This window comes from Stenotrophomonas sp. (genome assembly GCF_032099025.1).
In the GTDB taxonomy this organism is placed as follows: Bacteria; Pseudomonadota; Gammaproteobacteria; order Xanthomonadales; family Xanthomonadaceae; genus Stenotrophomonas.
The window spans coordinates 5,450-23,639 of sequence record NZ_DAMCID010000003.1 but is presented as its reverse complement, the minus strand read 5'-3'; the positions used below and the strand labels follow the sequence as shown (position 1 = coordinate 23,639).

The window sequence follows — 18,190 nt, the reverse complement described above, 5'->3', positions numbered from 1 at the left end:
CAGCCCCACCCGCCAAGGGTGCTGGGGCGCCAGCGCCCTGCCCTGGGCGTCCTGGACCCGCCCGCGCGCGAAGCGGTCCAGCCACTGCGCGCGCGCGATGCGCGGAAACCGCGCGCACAGCCCGTCCAGCAGGCTGGGCCAGTCGCCGGGCGGCAACTGCAGGCGGCTGGCAGGTACGCCGGGCAGGATGGAATCGGACGGGATCATGGCCCAAGCATTATCATGGCGCTCTTTGTTTACGGTACCCCCATGGCCCTCACCGCCACCATCCGCAAGGCCGAGCTGCAGATCAGCGACATGGATCGCGGTTACTACGCGACCCACAACCTGACCCTGGCCCAGCACCCGTCCGAGAATGACGATCGCCTCATGGTGCGGCTGCTGGCCTTTGCCCTGAATGCCGACGACCGGCTGGAGTTCGGCCGCGGCCTGAGCGTGGACGACGAGCCGGACCTGTGGCGCCGCGATTACACCGGGGACATCGAGCTGTGGATCGAGCTGGGCCAGCCGGACGAATCGCGCCTGCGCAAGGCCGCGGGCCGCGCACGCGCCGTGCAGCTGGTCATGTACGGCGGCAACGCCTCCGAGATCTGGTGGAAGCGCAACAGTTCGGCATTGAACAAGCTCTCGGCGCTTGACGTCATGGAGCTGCCGGGCGAGTTCGTCAGTGAGTGGGCCGCCCAGATCGAGCGCACCATGCGCTGGGACGTGATGATCCAGGATGGCGAAGTGCGGCTGATCTCGGACAAGGCAGAGCTGAGCGTCACCCCGACCTGGCGCAAGCAGAAGCCACAGGCGTGAGCCAAGCGCGATGAGTACGATCCGCTGCGATGTGCTGGTGGTCGGTGCCGGCGCGGCCGGGCTGATGTGCGCGCTGACGGCCGGTCAGCGCGGGCGCATCGTGCAGGTCATCGACCATGCCAACAAGGTCGGCAAGAAGATCCTGATGTCCGGGGGCGGCCGCTGCAACTTCACCAACACCGGCACCACGCCCGCCAACTTCCTGTCGTCCAACCCGCACTTCTGCAAGTCGGCACTGGCGCGCTACACGCCGTGGGACTTCATCGGCATGGTGGAGCGGCATGGCATCGCCTTCCACGAAAAGGAACTGGGCCAGCTGTTCTGTGATGTGTCGTCCAAGCAGATCGTGCGCATGCTGGTGGACGAGTGCACCGCGGCCGGGGTGAACATCCGTACCGATTGTGCCGTGGAGCGTGTCGAGCGTGGGGCCGACGGCTTCCATGTGCAGACCGCGCAGGGGCGCTTCCATGCCGCCTCGCTGGTGGTCGCCACCGGTGGCCTGTCCATTCCCAGCCTGGGCGCGACCGGCTTTGGCTACGAGCTGGCGCGGCAGTTCGGCCATGCGCTGCTGCCGACCCGGGCCGGACTGGTGCCATTGACCCTCAGCGGCACGCACCAGGAGCGCTTCCACGAGCTGAGCGGGGTCGCGCTGCCGGTGGCGGCACGCTGCAACGACATGGAGTTCCGCAACTCGATGCTGATCACCCATCGGGGCGTCAGTGGCCCGGCGATCCTGCAGATCTCTTCGTTCTGGCAGCCCGGCGACGCGTTGCACCTGGACCTGCTGCCCGGCCAGGATGCCGAGGCCTGGCTGCGCGCGATGAAGCGCGACCGGGGCGCGGCCGAACTGCGCACGGTGCTGTCCGAGGTGCTGCCACGACGCTTAGCCGTGCGCCTGTGCGAGCATTGGCTGCCCGACCGCCCGGTGCGCCAGATCGACGAGCGCGAGCTGCTCAAGGCCGCCGCACTGCTGCAGGACTTCCCTCTGGTCGCCAGCGGCACCGAGGGGTACCGTACTGCAGAGGTCACGCTGGGCGGGGTGGACACCCGCAAGGTGTCGTCCAGCACGTTCGAATCGCAGCTGGTGCCGGGCCTGCATTTCATCGGCGAAGTGCTCGACGTCACCGGCTGGTTGGGCGGATACAACTTCCAGTGGGCCTGGGCCAGTGGCCATGCCGCCGGCCAGGTGGTGTAACCGCCCTCACAATCTGTGATCGGCGGCCATCGCCGGCATGGACGTAGTCACACGCATCGTGTATCAAGTTTGCAGTCTGGGGAGTAGTGAATGCAGAACGCGAATGACATCACCGTCCGCCTGTTGATCGTGGATGACAGCGGCGAGAATGCCGAAACCATCGTCAGCATGCTGCGCAACAGCGGCATTGCCGTGCGCCCGGCGCGCCCGCAGAACGGCGAAGAGCTGGCGCAGATCATCGGCAGCCAGCCGATCGACCTGGTCCTGGCCGCCCCCGCGCAGAGCATTCCGCTGCTCCTGGTCACCCAGCAGATCGCGGCCAGCGGCAAGGACATTCCGATGATCCTGCTGGCCGAGACCATCAACGAATCCGAATGGGTGGAAGCCGGTGCCAACGGCATCCGTGCGGTCGCCCTGCGCCATCGCCCCGAGCACCTGCTGGCGGTGGTCCGCAACGAGTGGACCGACCTGCATGCCCGCCGCGGCCTGCGTCGGATCGAGGCGCAGATGCGCGAGACCGAGCGCCGCTGTGATGCGCTGATCTCCTCCTCGCGCGACCCGATCGCCTACGTCCACGAAGGCATGCACATCCGTGCGAACGAGGCCTACCTGGAGATGTTCGGGTTTGAAGCGTTCGACGACGTGGAAGGCATTTCGTTGCTGGACATGGTTGCGCCGCAGCACGTGGACGGCTTCAAGCAGCTGCTCAAGTCGTTGAGCAAGGGTGAGGCGCCACCGCCGCAGTACCAGGTGGACGCGCGCAACCAGGACGGCGCGGTGTTCGCCGCGACCATGGAATTCACGCCGGCCACCTACGAGGGCGAGAGCTGCCTGCAGGTGGTGTTCCGCCGCCGGATGGAGTTCGACCCGGAGCTGGCGCGCGAGGTCGAGGACCTGCGCCAGCGCGACCAGGTGACCGGCCTGCTCAACCGCCCGACCTTCATGCTGCATGTGGAGCAGGCCGTGGCCCAGGCCGGTCGCAGCGAGGGCCGCTTCGGCCTGCTGCTGGTCGAACCGGACCATTACGCACGGCTGCTGCCGGACATCGGGCTGGACTCGGCCGATGCGCTGATCGCCGCCCTCGCCCGGGTGCTGGCGGCTGCCGTCGGCGACGGAGTGCAGGTGGCCCGCTTCAACGAGCACAGTTTCGCGGTGCTGACCGAGGGCGCGTTTGCCCAGACCGAGGCGTTGGCCGATCAGATCCGCGACGCGTTTGCCGGCCAGGTGTTCAGCATCGGCGAGCGCTCCGCGACGGTGACGGTCAGCATCGGCGGCGTGCAGGTCGGTGAGAAAATCGCGAGCATCGGGCAGGTCCTGGCACGCGCCACGGAATGCCAGCAGGCCGCTTCGGAGCTGGGCAACACGAGCCGCATCTTCGACCCGGCCGCGATCGACCGCGTGGAGGAAGAGCGCATCCAGCGCTGGGTGGCGCGCATCAACGAGGCGCTGTCCGGCGACGGTTTCCAGCTCTACTACCAGCCGGTGCTCAATCTGGGCGGCGAGCCGCTGGAGTTGTACGAGGCCTTCCTGCGCCTGGACAACAATGGCGAACTGGTCAGCCCCACCGCGTTCCTGGGGATCGCCGAGGAACACGGGCTGCTGGCGGACATCAACCGGTGGGTGGTGAAGCACGCCATCGGCGTGCTGGGCGAACGCGAGCGAGCCGGTCACGCGACGCACATGATGGTCAAGATCACGCCGGAGTCGTTCAACGACCCGCAGATGGTGGCCACGATCCGTCGCGAACTGCAGGCACAGGGCGTGCCGGGCGAGCGGCTGTGGCTGCACGCGCCGGAAGCCAAGGTGTTTACGCACCTGCGCAATGCCCAGCAGTTCCTGGCCGACGTGGTGCCGTTGGGCTGCCGGATCGGCCTGGAGCAGTTCGGTTCGGGCCTGGATTCGTTCCAGCTGCTGGCGCACTTCCAGCCGCAGTTCCTCAAGCTGGACCGCGACTTCACCAGCGATTTCGCCCGCACCCGCGAGAACAGCGAGAAGATCAAGGAAATCACCACGCGCGCGCAGGAAGCCAACATCCGCACGATCGCCGAGTTCGTGGCCGACAACGGTTCGATGAGCCTGTTGTTCAGCGCGGGCGTCGATTACGTGCAGGGCGAGTTCGTGGGCCCGGCGGGCCCGGTGATGAACTTCGATTTCTGATTAAGCTCATGCCTGCAGATGTCACTGCTTTGGGCCGGCGGCGGTGGGTTTGCGGGACACGCCGTGAATACGTCCATGTAGGCTTGTAGAAAACATCCATGTTTTCTACAGTCCCGCAAACCCACCCCCGCCGACCCTTTGACGGTTGGCTGGTGGCCGGGGGCGAGCAACGTCAAATGCAGTTTCGTTTTTGGTCCACCGGCATACCGTCGTAGAGACACGCCATGCGTGTCTGCTCTTTTTGTACGCACGCGATAACCCAAAAAAATGCCGCCCATCGGGCGGCATTTTTCATGGATTGCCGGTAGATGCCGACCGTGGGTCGGCATGCCGTCGATCAGGTCATATCAACCAGGTTCGGAATGGCCACATCGGTGGCCACGTCCGCTTCGTAGTCCACGCCTTCCACGCCGAACCCGAACAGGCGCAGGAAGTCGGCCTTGTAGCCGGCCAGGTCGCTGATCTCGTACAGGTTCTCGTTGGTCACCTGCGGCCACAGCTTGACCACTTCGGTCTGTACGTCCGGGGCCATTTCCTTGTAATCCGCGCGCAGGCGACCGGCTTCGTCGACCAGTTCAACGGTGCGGCCATCGGCCAGCAGCTGGTGGCGCAGACGCTCGGTAGCGGTGCCCGTGTCCTTGCCGCCGTAAAGGATGTCGTACAGCGTGTCGAGCTGCTCGATGCAGCCCTCGTGCGTGCCCTTTTCCTTCATCACCTTGAACAGCAACGACAGGTAAAGCGGCATGGTCGGAATGGCCGAGCTGGCCTGTGTCACCACGGCCTTGAGTACCGACACGCGCGCATCGCCGCCGATCGGGGCCAGCTTCGCGCGGATGCCCTGCACCTTCTCGTCCAGGTCCTTCTTGGCCGCACCGATCGAACCGTTCCAGTAGATGGCCTGCGTGATTTCCTCACCCACGTAGGTGAAGGCCGTGGTGGTCGCGCCGTCGGCCAGCACACCGGCCTCCAGCAGCGCATCGATCCACATCTGCCAGTCTTCGCCGCCCATGACCGCGACCGTGCCGGCGATTTCTTCCGGCGTCGCCGGTTCGATCGTCGTCTGCGTGATCACTTCCTTGTCGGTGTCCAGGCCGCGCAGCGTGATCGGCGCGCCGATCGGCTTCAGCGTCGAGTTGATCACTTCACCGGTCCTGGGGTGCTTGCGGCGCGGCGCGGCCAGGCTGTACACCACCTGGTCGACCTGGCCCAGGTCCTCGCGGATCAGCGCGATGACCTTGGCCTTGACCTCGTCGGAGAACGCATCACCATTCACGCTCTTGGCGTACAGGCCGGCCTGCTCGGCATACCTGTGGAACGCCGCGGAGTTGTACCAGCCGGCAGTGCCGGGCTTGGTCTCGGTGCCCGGACGCTCGAAGAACACGCCCAGCGTGGCGGCGCCGCTGCCGAACGCGGCCGTGATGCGCGCGGCCAGGCCATAACCGGTGGAGGCGCCGAGCACCAGCACGCGCTTGGGACCGTTGTGGATCTTCGGCTGTGCCTGGATGTAGTCGATCTGCTGCTTGACCGCAGCGTCACAGCCGACCGGATGGGTGGTGACGCAGATGAAGCCGCGCACACGCGGTTTGATGACCATGTAGACCTCGATGGGAACAGACGCAGGCCTGGCCTGCGTATTGAAAGGGGGGATGCGCGCCATCGAAACGGCTGCGCGGAACGCATGGGATCGTAGTGCGCGCGGCGGCGCAGCACAACCGACGGGTGGGTACGGTAGTGCCACGCCCTGCGTGGCAACGCGGTAAACCCAGCCGGCAAAAGAAAAGGCCGCGCAGAGCGCGGCCTTTCCAAAGCGGGCTGACGGCCAGAGGCCGGCGCCGTTACGGCCGCCGAGCCAATGCTTCGACGTCCTTGGCCTTCGGCAGCAGGTCCTGCTTGCTGACGCGCAGGAAGCCGATGGTCAGCATGGGCACGGCCACCAGGATCGACGACAGCACCACCACCACCGCACCCACCATGTGGGTCTCGGCCAGGCCTTCCATCGACGCACCGCCGTACATGTACAGCGCCAGCGCCGACAGGAAGAACATCACCGCGGTGATCACCGTACGCGACAGCGTCTGGTTGATCGAACGGTTCAGCACTTCCAGCGGTTCCACCCGCAGGCTGCGGAAGTTTTCGCGGACGCGGTCGAACACCACGATGATGTCGTTGATGGCAAAGCCCATCACCGACAGCAGACCGGCCAGCACGTTCAGGTCGAACTCGCGACCCAGCAGCGACACGTACGCCAGCGTCACCAGCAGGTCGAACAGCGCCACGATGCTGGCCGTGACCGCGAACTTCCATTCGAACCGGAAGCCGATGTAGATCAGGAAGCCGGCCAGCATGAAGATGGTGGCGTACAGGCCATTCATCGCCAGGTCCTTGCCGATCTGCGGACCAACGAACTCGTTGCGCAGGATCGTGGCCGGATTCTCAGTGCTGGAAATCGCCTTGAGTACGGCCGCGCCCGTGGCCTTGTCCTCGGCACTGGCTGCGCCGGTGCCGGGCGCGTGTTCGCCGTGCGGGGCCAGGCGGATCAGCACGTCGGTGTTGCCACCGAAGCTCTGCACCTGGGTGCCCTCGAAGCCGGTGGCTTCCAGGCGGGAACGGACCTGCTCGACGTCCACCGGGCGTTCGAAGCGGGCTTCGATCAGGGTGCCGCCGGTAAAGTCCAGCGCGAAGGTGAAGCCCTTGAAGGCAACGATGCCGACGGAGGCCAGGAACAACGCGATGGTGACGGCCATTGCAACATGGCGCCAACGCATGAAGTCGATCTTGGTGTCGTTCGGGAGGATATGCAGCGGAAACAGTTTCATTGTGCGTGTCGTCCCGTCAGATGGCCACGTTCTGGAGCTTCTTGCGGCGGCCGTAGATCAGCGTCGCCAACGCGCGCGATACGGTGATCGCCGTGAACATCGAGGCGAAGATGCCGATGATCATCGTCAGGGCGAAGCCCTTCAGTGGACCCGTGCCGAAGGCAAACAGGGCCACGCCGACGATGAGACCGGTCAGGTTGGCGTCGAGGATGGTGCCGCTGGCCCGCTCGTAACCGGTCACGATGGCCGTCTTGCCCGGCACCCCCGCACGCAGTTCTTCGCGGATGCGCTCGTTGATCAGCACGTTGGCGTCCACCGACAGGCCGACCGACAGCGCCAGACCGGCGAAGCCAGGCAGGGTCATCGTGGCACCGAACAGCGACATCACCGCCACCACGATCAGCAGGTTGAACAGCATCGCGGCCGAGGTGATCAGGCCGAACATGCGGTAGTACACGGTGAAGAAGATCAGCGTGAACATGAACGCGTAGATGACCGCGGTGATGCCGCGCTCGACGTTCTCGGCACCCAGGCTGGGGCCGACCACGCGCTCTTCGACGAAGTCCATCGGTGCGGCCAGCGAGCCGGACTTCAGCAGCTTGGCCAGGTCTTCGGCTTCCTTCTTCTCCAGACCGGTGGTCTGGAACTGCTTGCCGAACACGCCGTTGATGTTGGCCACCGAGATCACTTCCTCGTTGACGCGGAAGCTGCGCACTTCCTTGCCATCCACCTCGGTCACGGTCGGCACACGCTCGGTGTAGACCACGGCCATCGGCTTGTTCACGTTGGCACTGGTGAAGTCGAACATGCGCTGGCCGCCGACGCTGTTCAGCGTGACGCTGACCGACGGGGTGCCGGTAGTGGCATCGGTGACGGCCTGGGCGGCCACCATCTGGTCACCGGTGACGATCACCCGCTTGTTCAGCAGGATCGGCCCGCCCTGGTCGCGGCGCTGGTACACCTTGGCTTCCGGCGGAATGCGGCCCGAGGCGATCGCGTCCTGCGCGTTGCCTTCCACCACGGCACGGTATTCCAGCGTGGCGGTGGCGCCGATCATGCGCTTGGCTTCGGCGGTGTCCTGCACGCCCGGCAGCTGCACGACCACGCGGTCGGCACCCTGGCGCTGGATGATCGGTTCGGCCACGCCCAGCTGGTTTACACGGTTGCGCAGCGTGTTGATGTTCTGCTCGATCGCACCGTTGGTGATCTGGCTCAGCTCCGATTCCGGCACCGTCACCGTGATGCGCTTGCCGACCACGTCGTAGCCCAGCGTCGGCTGTGCCTTGGCCAGCGCCACGCGGGCACGCTCCACGGCGGCATCGTCAGTGGACGGGCTCAGCGACGCCACGATGGAATTGTCCGGACGGCGTTCGACCGACTGGAACGGCACGCGCGACTCGCGCAGCGTACCGCGCACGTCTTCGGCGTAGGCGTCCATGCGCTTGTCGACCGCGGCCTTCTGGTCCACCTGCAGCACGAAGTGCACGCCGCCCTGCAGGTCAAGGCCCAGCACCATCGGGCGCCCACCCAGCCTGGACAGCCAGTCCGGCACGGTCGAGGCCAGGTTCAGGGCCACGGTGTAGTTTTCGCCCACGCTGTCGCGCAGCTTCTCGCTGGCGGCCGCCTGCGTCTGCAGGTCGGTCAGGCGCACGATCAGGCTGTCACCCTCCACCTCCGCGCCGACGGTGCTGATGCCGGCCTGCTTGAGGTCGGCCAGCACGCGATCGCGCAGGGCGTTGTCGACCTGCCCGCCACGGTTGGCGGTGATCTGCACGGCGGGGTCTTTCTGGTAGATGTTGGGCAGCGCATACAGGGTGCTGAGCGCCAGTACGATCAGGATGACGACGTACTTCCAGCGTGGAAATTCAAGCATTGCCAGGTTCCTGCGCGGCGCCAGTCCCGGCGCCGCGGTTGTGCATCGGAAAGGGAACGGCTCAGTTGGCCGACTTGAGGGTGCCGGTCGGCAGCACGTTGCCCACGGCGCCCTTCTGCACGCGGATGTTCACGTTGTCGGCCACTTCGATGGTGATGAAGTTGTCGCCGATGGCCTTGACCACGCCGGCGATGCCGCCATTGGTCAGCACTTCGTCGCCGATCTTGATCTTCTCCAGCATCGCCTTGTGTTCCTTCTGGCGCTTCATCTGGGGGCGGATCATCAGGAAGTACATGATCGCGATCAGGATGATCGGGAACAGCAGCGTGGTCAGGCCGAAGCCCTGCGGCTGGCCGCCAGCGGCCTGGGCGTGTGCGGCGGGGATCAGGAAGGCGAGCAGGTTCATGGTGTGTCCTTGGGTTGGGAGGCGCCCGGCCCTTGTGGGGCTGGATGTCGCCGCGAAACAGTGGTCAGCCGCGAAGTATGCCACGGCCCCGGGACTTCGTCCTTGGGCCGTTCGGCACGGTCGGCGCGCCGGATCCGGGGTCGGGCCGTGCGTTACAGCGACGGCGTGGCCATGCCCCGGGCCGTGTAGAACGACTCGCGGAAGGCCGTAAAGGTTCCCGCCGCGATGGCCGCACGCATGTCGGCCATCAGTTTCTCGTAGTAATACAGGTTGTGGATGGTGCCCAGCATCGGCGCCAGCATTTCATTGCAGCGGTCCAGGTGGCGCAGGTACGAGCGGGTGTAGCCGCTGGTGCAGGCATGGCAGCCGCAGCCCGGCTCGATGGTGTCCATGTCGCGCTCGTAGCGGGCGTTGCGGATGCGAACGGTGCCGAACGAGGTGAAATAGTGGCCGTTGCGGGCATTGCGGGTGGGCATCACGCAGTCGAACATGTCCACCCCGCGCGCGACGCCTTCGACCAGGTCTTCCGGGCGCCCCACCCCCATCAGGTAGCGCGGGCGGTCGGCCGGCAGGATCGGATGCATGTGGTCGAGCATGGCGTTGCGCTCGTGCTCGGGCTCACCCACGGCCAGGCCGCCGATGGCATAGCCGTCGAAGCCGATCTGCTGCAGGCCCTCGGCCGAGCGGCTGCGCAGGTCGTGATGGACCCCGCCCTGGACGATGCCGAACAGCGCCGCATCGTTGCCCAGCGCATCGTGCGCGTTGCGGCTGCGCTGCGCCCAGCGCAGGCTCAGTTCCATCGAGGTGCGCGCCACCGGCTCGGTGGCCGGGTACGGGGTGCACTCGTCGAAGATCATCACGACGTCCGAATCGAGCACCTTCTGGATCTTCATGCTCTCTTCCGGCCCGAGGAACACGCGGGCGCCGTCGGTCGGCGAGGCGAAGGTGACGCCCTGTTCGGTGATCTTGCGGCGGTGGGCCAGCGAGAACACCTGGAAACCGCCCGAATCGGTGAGGATCGGGCCACTCCAGCGCGCGAAGCCGTGCAGCCCGCCATGGTCGGCGATCACGTCCAGGCCCGGGCGCAGATAGAGGTGGAAGGTGTTGCCCAGGATGATCTCCGCGCCCAGCGCACGGATCTGCTCCGGCAGGATGCCCTTGACCGACCCATAGGTGCCCACCGGCATGAACGCCGGGGTTTCCACGGTTCCGCGCGGGAAGGTCAGGCGGCCGCGGCGGGCGCGCCCGTCGGTGGTCTGGAGCTGGAACTGGAGTCGGGACATGGAACGGTCATTCGGGCAAATAATTGCCTATTGTCGCCGAAAATGACCGTGCCCGCCTTCAATCCGCCTGCGGGAACAGCAGCATGGCGTCGCCGTAGCTGAAGAACCGGTATTTTTCCTCGATCGCGGCCTGGTAGGCCTCGAAGACGCGGGCCTGGCCGGCAAAGGCCGAGATCATCATCAGCAGCGTGCTCTCGGGCAGGTGGAAGTTGGTGATCATCGCGTCCACGCTGCGGATCCGGTACCCGGGCGTGATGAAGATCTGGGTTTCCCCTGCGTACGGCAGCAGCTCGCCCTCACGCATGGCGCTTTCCAGCGCGCGCACCACCGTGGTGCCCACGCCGATCACCCGGCCGCCGGCGGCGCGCGTGCGGCGCACCTGCTGGACCAGCTCGGCGCCCACGTTGAGCCACTCGCGGTGCATCACGTGGTCCTTCAGGTCGTCGGCCCGGACCGGCTGGAAGGTGCCCGCCCCCACGTGCAGGGTCACGTGGCCGACGTCCACGCTCTGGGCCTTCAGCGTCGCCAGCAGGGCCTCATCGAAATGCAGGCCGGCGGTAGGCGCGGCCACGGCACCGACTTCACGCGCGAACACGGTCTGGTAGCGCTCGCGGTCGTCAACGCCTGGCTCGCGCTGGATGTACGGCGGCAGGGGCAGCCGGCCGGCGTGCAGCAGCCACTGCTCCAATGCCTCGGGCACATGGAAGCGCAGCACGTAGAACTCGCCATCACGGCCCAGCACTTCGGCCTCGCCGCCGGCATCCAGCGCGATCCGGCTCCCCGGCTTGGGCGACTTGCTGGCCCCCACCTGAGCCCGGGCCTGCTGGCCGCCGAGCAGGCGCTCGATCAGGATCTCGACCCGCCCGCCGCTGGCCTTCTGCCCGAACAACCGCGCCGGAATGACCCGGGTGTCGTTGAACACCAGCAGGTCGCCGGCGTTCAGCAGCCCAGGCAGGTCACGCACCTGGCGGTGTTCGAAGGGCGCCGGCGCCTGCGGCACCAGCATCAGGCGGCTGGCCGAACGCTCGGCGAGCGGGGCCTGGGCGATCAGTTCGGCAGGCAGGTCGTAATGGAAATCGGACTTCTTCAAGGGAGCGCACGGCAACAGGTCGACAATGTCGCGCATTGTACGACTGGCCCCCGGTGGCAACGCGAGTGACAGCAAACGTCGCGCAAAATGCTGCTATGCAACAGTTTTCGCCGGGGTTATCGCGCGAAAAGCCGCGTGCTAGCATCGAACCGGAAGTCTGATGCACGAGCAGGAATGCCCGAAGCGCGCGCGAATAGACGCGCGTTTTGCTTTTCCGCCGTGCCGCCAATCGTGTCAGGAGATCTGCAATGAGCTTCATCGAACGCCTCGCCCCCCTGCGCGCCCAGCCCGGCACCCGTCTCACCGCCGGCCTGGATGACGCGACCCTCGACCGCCTGGCCGCCGGCCACCCGCAGCTGGTTGCCGCGGTGGAGGCTGCCGCCGCAGAATTCGAGCGCGTCCGCGCCGATCTGGCGGCCCTTTTGCCGCTGGATGAGCGTGCCCAGATCGAGGCCATGCAGGACGGTTTCGTCAATTTCTATGCCGATGACGCGGTGACCCCGTATGTCGCCCTCGCCGCGCGCGGCGCGTGGGTGGTCACGCTCAAAGGTGCGGTGCTGTACGACGCCGGTGGCTACGGTATGCTCGGCTTCGGGCACACCCCGGCGCCGGTGCTGGAGGCGATGTCCGCCCCGCAGGTGATGGCCAACGTGATGACCCCGAGCCTGTCCCAGCAGCGCTTCATCCAGGCACTGCGGCGCGAGATCGGGCACCGTCGCGGCGGCTGCCCGTACAGCCACTTCATGTGCCTGAACTCCGGGTCCGAAGCCGTCGGCCTGGCCGCGCGCATCGCCGATGTGAACGCCAAGCTGCAGACCGACCCCGGTGCCCGCCACGCCGGCGCCCGGATCAAACGCGTGGTGGTCAAGGGCAGTTTCCATGGCCGCACCGACCGCCCCGGGCTGTACTCCGATTCCAGCCGCAAGACCTATATGCAGCACCTGGCCAGCTATCGTGGCGAGGACACCGTCATCGCCATCGCGCCCTACGACGAGGACGCGCTGAAGCGGGTGTTCGCCGAGGCCGAGCAGAACCACTGGTTCATCGAAGCGGTGTTCCTGGAGCCGGTGATGGGCGAAGGCGACCCGGGCCGCTCGGTGCCGCCGTCGTTCTACGCGCTGGCCCGCGAACTCACCCGCCAGCACGGCAGCCTGCTGCTGCTGGATTCCATCCAGGCCGGCCTGCGCGCGCATGGCGTGCTGTCGATCGTGGACTACCCGGGCTTCGAAGGCCTGGACGTGCCGGACATGGAGACCTACTCCAAGGCCCTGAACGCGGCGCAGTTCCCGCTCTCGGTCCTGGCGGTCACCGAACACGCGGCGCAGCTGTACCGCAAGGGCATCTACGGCAACACGATGACGTCCAATCCGCGCGCACTGGACGTGGCCTGCGCCACGCTGTCGCTGCTGACCCCGGACGTGCGCGACAACATCCGCGTCCGCGGCGAAGAAGCGGTGCGCAAGCTCGAACAGCTCAAGGCGGAGCTGGGCGGGCTGATCACCAAGGTCCAGGGCACCGGCCTGCTGTTCTCGTGCGAGCTGGCGCCCCAGTTCAAGTGCTACGGCACCCATTCCACCGAGGAATGGCTGCGCAACCATGGCATCAACGTCATCCATGGCGGCGAGAATTCGCTGCGGTTCACCCCGCACTTCGGCATGGACAGCGAGGAGCTGGACCTGCTGGTGGGCCTGGTGGGCCGTGCGCTGAAGGAAGGACCGCGCAGGGAACAATCGGAAGCCGCCTGACGTCTCCAGATCTTCCTGCGCACGTAGAGGGTCGTACTGCCACGTCATGCGATAATCCGCGCCCGCATCACGCAACCTACCCCGCGACGAAACCGGTTCATCGGTCATCGGCGGGGGTTTTCAGGAAGATCCAATGAAGTCGATTTGCGTTTACTGTGGCTCCAACGCCGGTAGCAAGCCCGTCTACACCGAACGCGCCATCGCGCTGGGCGACCGCATCGCCCGCGATGGCCTGCGCCTTGTTTACGGCGGCGGCAATGTGGGCCTGATGGGCACCGTCGCCAATGCCGTGCTGGCCGGCGGCGGCGAAGTGACCGGGGTCATTCCGCAGCAGCTGGCGGACTGGGAAGTGGCCCACCGCGGCCTGACCGAGCTTGAGATCGTCGGTTCGATGCATGAACGCAAGTCGCGCATGTTCGAGCTGTCCGATGCCTTCGTCGCCCTGCCCGGTGGCTTCGGCACCATGGAAGAGATCTTCGAGATGCTCACCTGGCGCCAGCTCGGCATCGGCAACAAGCCCTGCGCCTTCCTGGACGTGGACGGCTTCTACGCCCCGCTGATCGGCATGATCGACCGCATGGTCGAAGAGCGCTTCCTGCACCCTGCACAGCGCGCCGACCTCTGGTACGGCTCGGACATCGACGCCATGCTGGACTGGATGCGCGCCTATGAGCCGGCGCAGGCGTCGAAGTGGATCGACGAAAAGCGGCGCAACGCGCTGGTGTGATTCAAACGAACGTGTCCATCGGTGCAGGGCGGCCCAGCAGGTAGCCCTGGCCGTAATCGCAGCCCAGTTGCAGCAACGTCTGCCGCTGGGCCATGTTCTCGATGCCCTCGCCCACCGTCTCGATGCCCAGCGTGCGCGCCAGCGACAGCACGCCCTGCACGAGCGCGTAGGTGCTCTGGATGTCCTGGCCATGCAGCCCGGCGATGAAGCTCTGGTCGATCTTCAGCGTTGAGATCGGGAAGCGGTGCAGGTAGGACAGCGCTGAGAAACCGGTGCCGAAATCATCCAGCTGGACCAGCACGCCGCGCTCGCGCAGCGCCTCCAGGATGCGCAGCGTGCGCGGGCCGTCGTCGAGCAGGGCCACCTCGGTGATCTCCAGCCGCAGCCGGCGCGGATCGGCGCCGGCCGCCTCGATCAGGCCGAACAGGCGCGTGCTGAAGTCGGCCGAACGGAAGTGCCGCGGCGACACGTTCACCGAAAGATAGCCCTCGCCACCGCGCGCAAGCTGCCCGATCACGTCCTCATACAGCAGCCAGTCCACCTGTTCGATCAGCCCGCTTTCCTCGCCCAGGTCCAGGAACGCGCTGGGCAGCAGCAGCCCGCGGCGTTCATGCTTCCAGCGCAGCAGCGCCTCGTAGCCGACCACCTCGCCGTCCTGCAGGCGCACGATGGGCTGGTAGTACGGCACGAAGTCGCGGTTGTTGATGGCCCGGCGCAGGTCGGCCTCCAGGTCCAGGCTGCGCAGCGCCTCCTCGCGCATGGCCTCGTCGAACACCGCGCAGCGATCCTTGCCCTGCGCCTTGGCGCGGTACATCGCCGCATCGGCGTCGCGCACCATCTCCTCGCCATTGCGGTAGCGCGGGCTCCACATCGCGATGCCCAGACTGCCGGAGGGGAACAACTCGCGCCCCTGCACCCACATGGACTCTTCCAGCGCCACCAGCATGCGCTGCGAGAACTCCCGCGCCGATTCCAGCCCGCGCTCGCACTCGAGCAGGATCGCGAATTCGTCGCCGCCAAGCCGCGCGACCACGTCGTCGGCGCCCACCATCGACACGATGCGCTTGGCGACCTCCACCAGCATCTGGTCGCCGGCCGCGTGGCCGATGCTGTCGTTGACGAGCTTGAAGCGGTCCAGGTCCAGGAACAGCACCGCGAACCGCAGGCCGCCACGGCCCCGGGCACGCGCGATGGCGTCCTCCAGGCTGTCCAGCAGGTGCGCGCGGTTGGGCAATCCGGTCAACGCATCGTGCAGGGCCTGGTGGGTGAGGCGCTGTTCGGCACGCAGGCGCTCGCCGATCTGCCCGAGCAGCTTGTCGTTGACCTCGGCCAGCTCGCGGGTGCGTTCCTCGACCCGCTTCTCCAGTTCCGCATGCGCGCTGCGCAGGTCCTGCTGGTCGCGCTGGCGGGCCAGGCCGTTGCCGATGTTCTGTGCCACGAACGTAAGCAGGCGCTGGTCATGCGCGGTGAAGCTGATCTCGGGTGAGTAGCTCTGCACCACGATCACGCCGACCACGTCGTCGTCGCTGAGCAGCGGCACGCCCAGCCAGCAGTGCGAACGCGCGCCGAACTCGTTCACGCTGCCCGACGCGCGGAGCGCATCGATGTGCGCACGCGAGGCCAGCAGCGGCTGGCGGTTGCGCACGATGTATTCGGTCAGTCCCTTGCTGAACGGCCGGGAGGCGCGCGCCGGGTTGTACTCGTCAACGGAATAGACGAACTCCAGCCCTTCGCCGCTTTCATCCACCAGCGCGATGTAGAAATTGCGCGCATCCAGCAACGTGCCGACCACCCCGTGCACCTGCACGTAGAACTGCGCCAGGCTCCCGGCGCTCATCGCCATTTCAGCGATGTTGAACAGGGCCAGCTGCAGCTTCTCCGCACGGCGGCGCTCGATCACCTCCTCCTGCAGGCTGTGGTTGGCGCGCTGGATCTCCAGCGTGCGCCGCTCGACCTGGCGCTCCAGCTGCACCTGTGCCTGGCGACGGTCCATCGCCGTGAGGATGTGCTGGGCCACATAGCCCAGCAGGGTGCGGTCGGCCTCGTTGTAGCGCACCCGCTGCTCGTAGCTCTGCACCACGATCGCACCGCACACGCGGCCTTCGCGCAGCATCGGCACGCCGAGCCAGTCCAGGCTTTCCGGGCCACGGCTGGGGTCGTATTCGTCACTCATCGCCGCCAGCAGCTCATTGGACGGCCCACTGAGCGGCTGCCCATGACGGAGCAGGGCAAAGGTCAGGCTGCGCGGCATTTCATGTTCTTCGTAGCTGCGGTCCGGATCGGCCACGAAGCTGTCGCGCTGGTCGGCGAAGTACAGGAAGCGAATGCGCCGGCGCACGTCGTCGTACTCGACGATGTAGCAGTTCTGCGCGTACATCAGCGAATTGAGCACCCGGTGGAAATGCCGGAGCATCTCGGTCATTTCCAGGTCGGCACCGGCCAGGTCGGCGATCTCGTACAGCGCCTGCTGCAGACGCTTGGACGTCTCCAGCGACCTGATCTGCTCGCGCTGCCGGGCCAGGGCCAGCGCGTCCTGCAGCCAGCGCGCCGCCACGGCCCACCAGGTCTCGTCCGGCGGCGCGCCGTCGGGCAGCAGCGCACGGATGGCCAACTCCCCGCCCTGGTGCTGCCAGCGGCGCAGCGGGCCGTCGGGCGCAGGCACCGTCGCCAGCAGTGCATCCACAAGCGCGGCTTCGGCCGATGCCGTCGCCGGCTGCTCCACGCAGCCCTCGCCCAGCCCCGCATCGGACCAGCCCAGCGCCACCTGTGCGCCGGCCGGCAGCAGCGCGCACAGCGCCTGTGCAAGCGCGGTGGAAACCACCGCGCCACGGTCAGGATGCCCCGAGGACGTCACTACCTGGCTGGCCAACATGTTGATCTCTTCTGGCGCCGGAAGACCGGCACCTCCCCTGTGCGCCGAGCATAGCGCGCCCACCGGGGGGCTGTGGAAGCCCATCGACCCCATTTGCCGCCGATGGACGTTCTTTCCTGTGTTCTCCGTTCCGGCACTCCCTTTCGATGCCCACTGCACGCGCGGCCAGGCAGGGCCTGGCTCAACCCATCCCCCGGCCCGCCCGCTATGCGCAGGCGCATTCAGCGCTTACTCTGTGCGCCGTGGATGCCCCTGCCCTGCCAACCGACGAGTCGCTGATGCTGGCCTGGGCCGAGGGCGACCTGCGCGCGTTCGAGACCCTGTACGCGCGCCATCGCAACCGCCTGTACAGCTTCCTGCTGCGCCAGTTGCGCGATGCGGCACTGGCCGACGAGATGTTCCAGGACGTCTGGCAGCGGGTGATTGCCGCGCGGGCCGGTTGGCAGCCCGAGGCCGCCTTCACCACCTGGCTGTTCCGCATTGCCCATAATCGGCTCAATGACCACTGGCGCGCGTCACGCCACCGGCCCGCAGCGCCCGGCGATGCCGACGAGCGGGTGGCACGGATGAGCGACAGCCGCACGCCGGAGACCCAGCTGTCCGACTTCGAACAACGCCGCCGGCTGCAGCTGGCGATGGAACAGCTGCCGGACGACCAGCGCACGGTGCTGCAGTTGCGGCTGGAGCAGGAGCTGAGCCTGGAAGAGATCGCGGAGATCACGGGCGTCGGCCGGGAAACGGTCAAATCGCGCCTGCGCTACGCGATGGACAAGCTGCGTGCGGAGTTGAACCCATGAACCGCCCTGAACCACTGACGCCGGAAGAACGCGAGCTGGCCCGCCTGCTCGGGCGTGCCGCGCCCAGCGCGCCGTCGGCGGCATTGGACGACGCCGTGCTCGCGGCCGCGCGCGCCGCAGTGCAGCCCGCCGGCGTGGCTGCTGGAAGCGCCGCTGCGTCCCCGACGGCAGCCGCCGCGCCGCGTGCCGTGCGCCGCCCGCGTTCGCGCCTGCCGGCCGCGTTCGGCCTCGCCGCGTCGCTGGTGTTCGCGGTGGGCATTGCCTGGCAGCTCAAGCCGGATGCACCGCCGCCAGCGATGCCCGAAGCGGCCGTCGAAGCCGCCGTCGATACGGCTGCCGCGCCGATGCCAGCTGCCCAGAGCGACGCCGGGACGGCGATGGCAAGGGTCGCGCAGGCACCCGCCGCCGTGGCGGAGATCGCTGCCGAG

The 18,190-nt window shown here is 67.1% G+C and carries 13 protein-coding genes and 2 pseudogenes; 7 read left to right on the top strand and 8 right to left on the bottom strand.

Annotation, left to right across the window (positions count from 1 at the left end):
• A pseudogene (locus tag RT456_RS03400) lies at nucleotides 1-207 on the bottom strand (pseudouridine synthase); the annotation flags it as partial.
• A 42-nt stretch (nucleotides 208-249) separates the two neighbouring features.
• On the opposite strand from RT456_RS03400, the gene RT456_RS03395 reads away from it, so the two are divergent.
• From RT456_RS03395 to RT456_RS03385, 3 genes are all read left to right on the top strand, one after another.
• Nucleotides 250-801: a YaeQ family protein gene (locus tag RT456_RS03395; protein WP_313342522.1), complete on the top strand. Its 552-nt coding sequence runs from the start codon at nucleotides 250-252 to the stop codon at nucleotides 799-801.
• Between the two features lie 10 nt (nucleotides 802-811).
• Nucleotides 812-1,996: an NAD(P)/FAD-dependent oxidoreductase gene (locus RT456_RS03390; RefSeq protein WP_313342519.1), complete on the top strand. Its 1,185-nt coding sequence runs from the start codon at nucleotides 812-814 to the stop codon at nucleotides 1,994-1,996.
• Between the two features lie 90 nt (nucleotides 1,997-2,086).
• Nucleotides 2,087-4,153, top strand: a complete 2,067-nt coding sequence (locus RT456_RS03385; RefSeq protein ID WP_313342516.1) for an EAL domain-containing protein — start codon at nucleotides 2,087-2,089, stop codon at nucleotides 4,151-4,153.
• A 337-nt stretch (nucleotides 4,154-4,490) separates the two neighbouring features.
• Here the strand turns inward: RT456_RS03385 and fabV are convergent, their stop codons facing one another.
• The 6 genes from fabV to queA all read right to left on the bottom strand — a co-directional run bounded on the left by fabV (nucleotide 4,491) and on the right by queA (nucleotide 11,657).
• Nucleotides 4,491-5,747 (bottom strand): enoyl-ACP reductase FabV, encoded by a 1,257-nt coding sequence (fabV, locus tag RT456_RS03380; protein WP_313342513.1) that lies wholly within the window; start codon nucleotides 5,745-5,747, stop codon nucleotides 4,491-4,493.
• A gap of 241 nt (nucleotides 5,748-5,988) precedes the next feature.
• Nucleotides 5,989-6,969 carry a protein translocase subunit SecF gene (secF, locus tag RT456_RS03375; protein ID WP_313342510.1) on the bottom strand — a complete coding sequence of 327 codons (981 nt, stop codon included), beginning with the start codon at nucleotides 6,967-6,969 and terminating at the stop codon, nucleotides 5,989-5,991.
• Between the two features lie 16 nt (nucleotides 6,970-6,985).
• Nucleotides 6,986-8,842 carry a protein translocase subunit SecD gene (gene secD / locus RT456_RS03370; RefSeq protein WP_313342507.1) on the bottom strand — a complete coding sequence of 619 codons (1,857 nt, stop codon included), beginning with the start codon at nucleotides 8,840-8,842 and terminating at the stop codon, nucleotides 6,986-6,988.
• Between the two features lie 61 nt (nucleotides 8,843-8,903).
• Nucleotides 8,904-9,248 carry a preprotein translocase subunit YajC gene (gene yajC / locus RT456_RS03365; protein WP_313342504.1) on the bottom strand — a complete coding sequence of 115 codons (345 nt, stop codon included), beginning with the start codon at nucleotides 9,246-9,248 and terminating at the stop codon, nucleotides 8,904-8,906.
• A 152-nt stretch (nucleotides 9,249-9,400) separates the two neighbouring features.
• Nucleotides 9,401-10,531 (bottom strand): tRNA guanosine(34) transglycosylase Tgt, encoded by a 1,131-nt coding sequence (gene tgt, locus RT456_RS03360; protein ID WP_313342502.1) that lies wholly within the window; start codon nucleotides 10,529-10,531, stop codon nucleotides 9,401-9,403.
• 58 nt (nucleotides 10,532-10,589) lie between these two features.
• On the bottom strand, nucleotides 10,590-11,657 hold the full coding sequence (gene queA / locus RT456_RS03355) for a tRNA preQ1(34) S-adenosylmethionine ribosyltransferase-isomerase QueA (RefSeq protein WP_313342500.1): 1,068 nt from the start codon (nucleotides 11,655-11,657) through the stop codon (nucleotides 10,590-10,592).
• Nucleotides 11,658-11,869: 212 nt separating this feature from the next.
• On the opposite strand from queA, the gene RT456_RS03350 reads away from it, so the two are divergent.
• A complete protein-coding gene (locus tag RT456_RS03350; RefSeq protein WP_313342498.1) occupies nucleotides 11,870-13,366 on the top strand; it encodes an aminotransferase class III-fold pyridoxal phosphate-dependent enzyme in 1,497 nt (498 codons plus the stop codon).
• Nucleotides 13,367-13,499: 133 nt separating this feature from the next.
• The gene (locus RT456_RS03345; protein ID WP_313342495.1) at nucleotides 13,500-14,093 is read left to right on the top strand and encodes a TIGR00730 family Rossman fold protein; all 594 of its coding nucleotides are present in this window, start codon (nucleotides 13,500-13,502) and stop codon (nucleotides 14,091-14,093) included.
• A gap of 1 nt (nucleotide 14,094) precedes the next feature.
• Here the strand turns inward: RT456_RS03345 and RT456_RS03340 are convergent, their stop codons facing one another.
• Nucleotides 14,095-16,965, bottom strand: a complete 2,871-nt coding sequence (locus RT456_RS03340) for an EAL domain-containing protein (RefSeq protein WP_313342492.1) — start codon at nucleotides 16,963-16,965, stop codon at nucleotides 14,095-14,097.
• 242 nt (nucleotides 16,966-17,207) lie between these two features.
• Between RT456_RS03340 and RT456_RS03335 the strand changes: the two genes are divergently transcribed.
• Complete coding sequence (locus RT456_RS03335) at nucleotides 17,208-17,762, top strand: RNA polymerase sigma factor (RefSeq protein ID WP_313342489.1); 555 nt, start codon at nucleotides 17,208-17,210, stop codon at nucleotides 17,760-17,762.
• Nucleotides 17,759-18,190, top strand: a pseudogene (locus tag RT456_RS03330) (hypothetical protein); the annotation flags it as partial. The gene RT456_RS03335 and the pseudogene RT456_RS03330, both read left to right, overlap by 4 nt.

Coding starts and splice junctions, on each gene's coding strand:
- RT456_RS03395 (WP_313342522.1), top strand. CDS start 250: ATGGCCCTCACCGCCACCATCCGCAAGGCCGAGCTGCAGATCAGCGAC.
- yajC (WP_313342504.1), bottom strand. CDS start 9,248: ATGAACCTGCTCGCCTTCCTGATCCCCGCCGCACACGCCCAGGCCGCT.
- queA (WP_313342500.1), bottom strand. CDS start 11,657: ATGCGCGACATTGTCGACCTGTTGCCGTGCGCTCCCTTGAAGAAGTCC.
- RT456_RS03390 (WP_313342519.1), top strand. CDS start 812: ATGAGTACGATCCGCTGCGATGTGCTGGTGGTCGGTGCCGGCGCGGCC.
- RT456_RS03345 (WP_313342495.1), top strand. CDS start 13,500: ATGAAGTCGATTTGCGTTTACTGTGGCTCCAACGCCGGTAGCAAGCCC.
- RT456_RS03350 (WP_313342498.1), top strand. CDS start 11,870: ATGAGCTTCATCGAACGCCTCGCCCCCCTGCGCGCCCAGCCCGGCACC.
- tgt (WP_313342502.1), bottom strand. CDS start 10,531: ATGTCCCGACTCCAGTTCCAGCTCCAGACCACCGACGGGCGCGCCCGC.
- secD (WP_313342507.1), bottom strand. CDS start 8,842: ATGCTTGAATTTCCACGCTGGAAGTACGTCGTCATCCTGATCGTACTG.
- RT456_RS03385 (WP_313342516.1), top strand. CDS start 2,087: ATGCAGAACGCGAATGACATCACCGTCCGCCTGTTGATCGTGGATGAC.
- fabV (WP_313342513.1), bottom strand. CDS start 5,747: ATGGTCATCAAACCGCGTGTGCGCGGCTTCATCTGCGTCACCACCCAT.
- secF (WP_313342510.1), bottom strand. CDS start 6,969: ATGAAACTGTTTCCGCTGCATATCCTCCCGAACGACACCAAGATCGAC.
- RT456_RS03340 (WP_313342492.1), bottom strand. CDS start 16,965: ATGTTGGCCAGCCAGGTAGTGACGTCCTCGGGGCATCCTGACCGTGGC.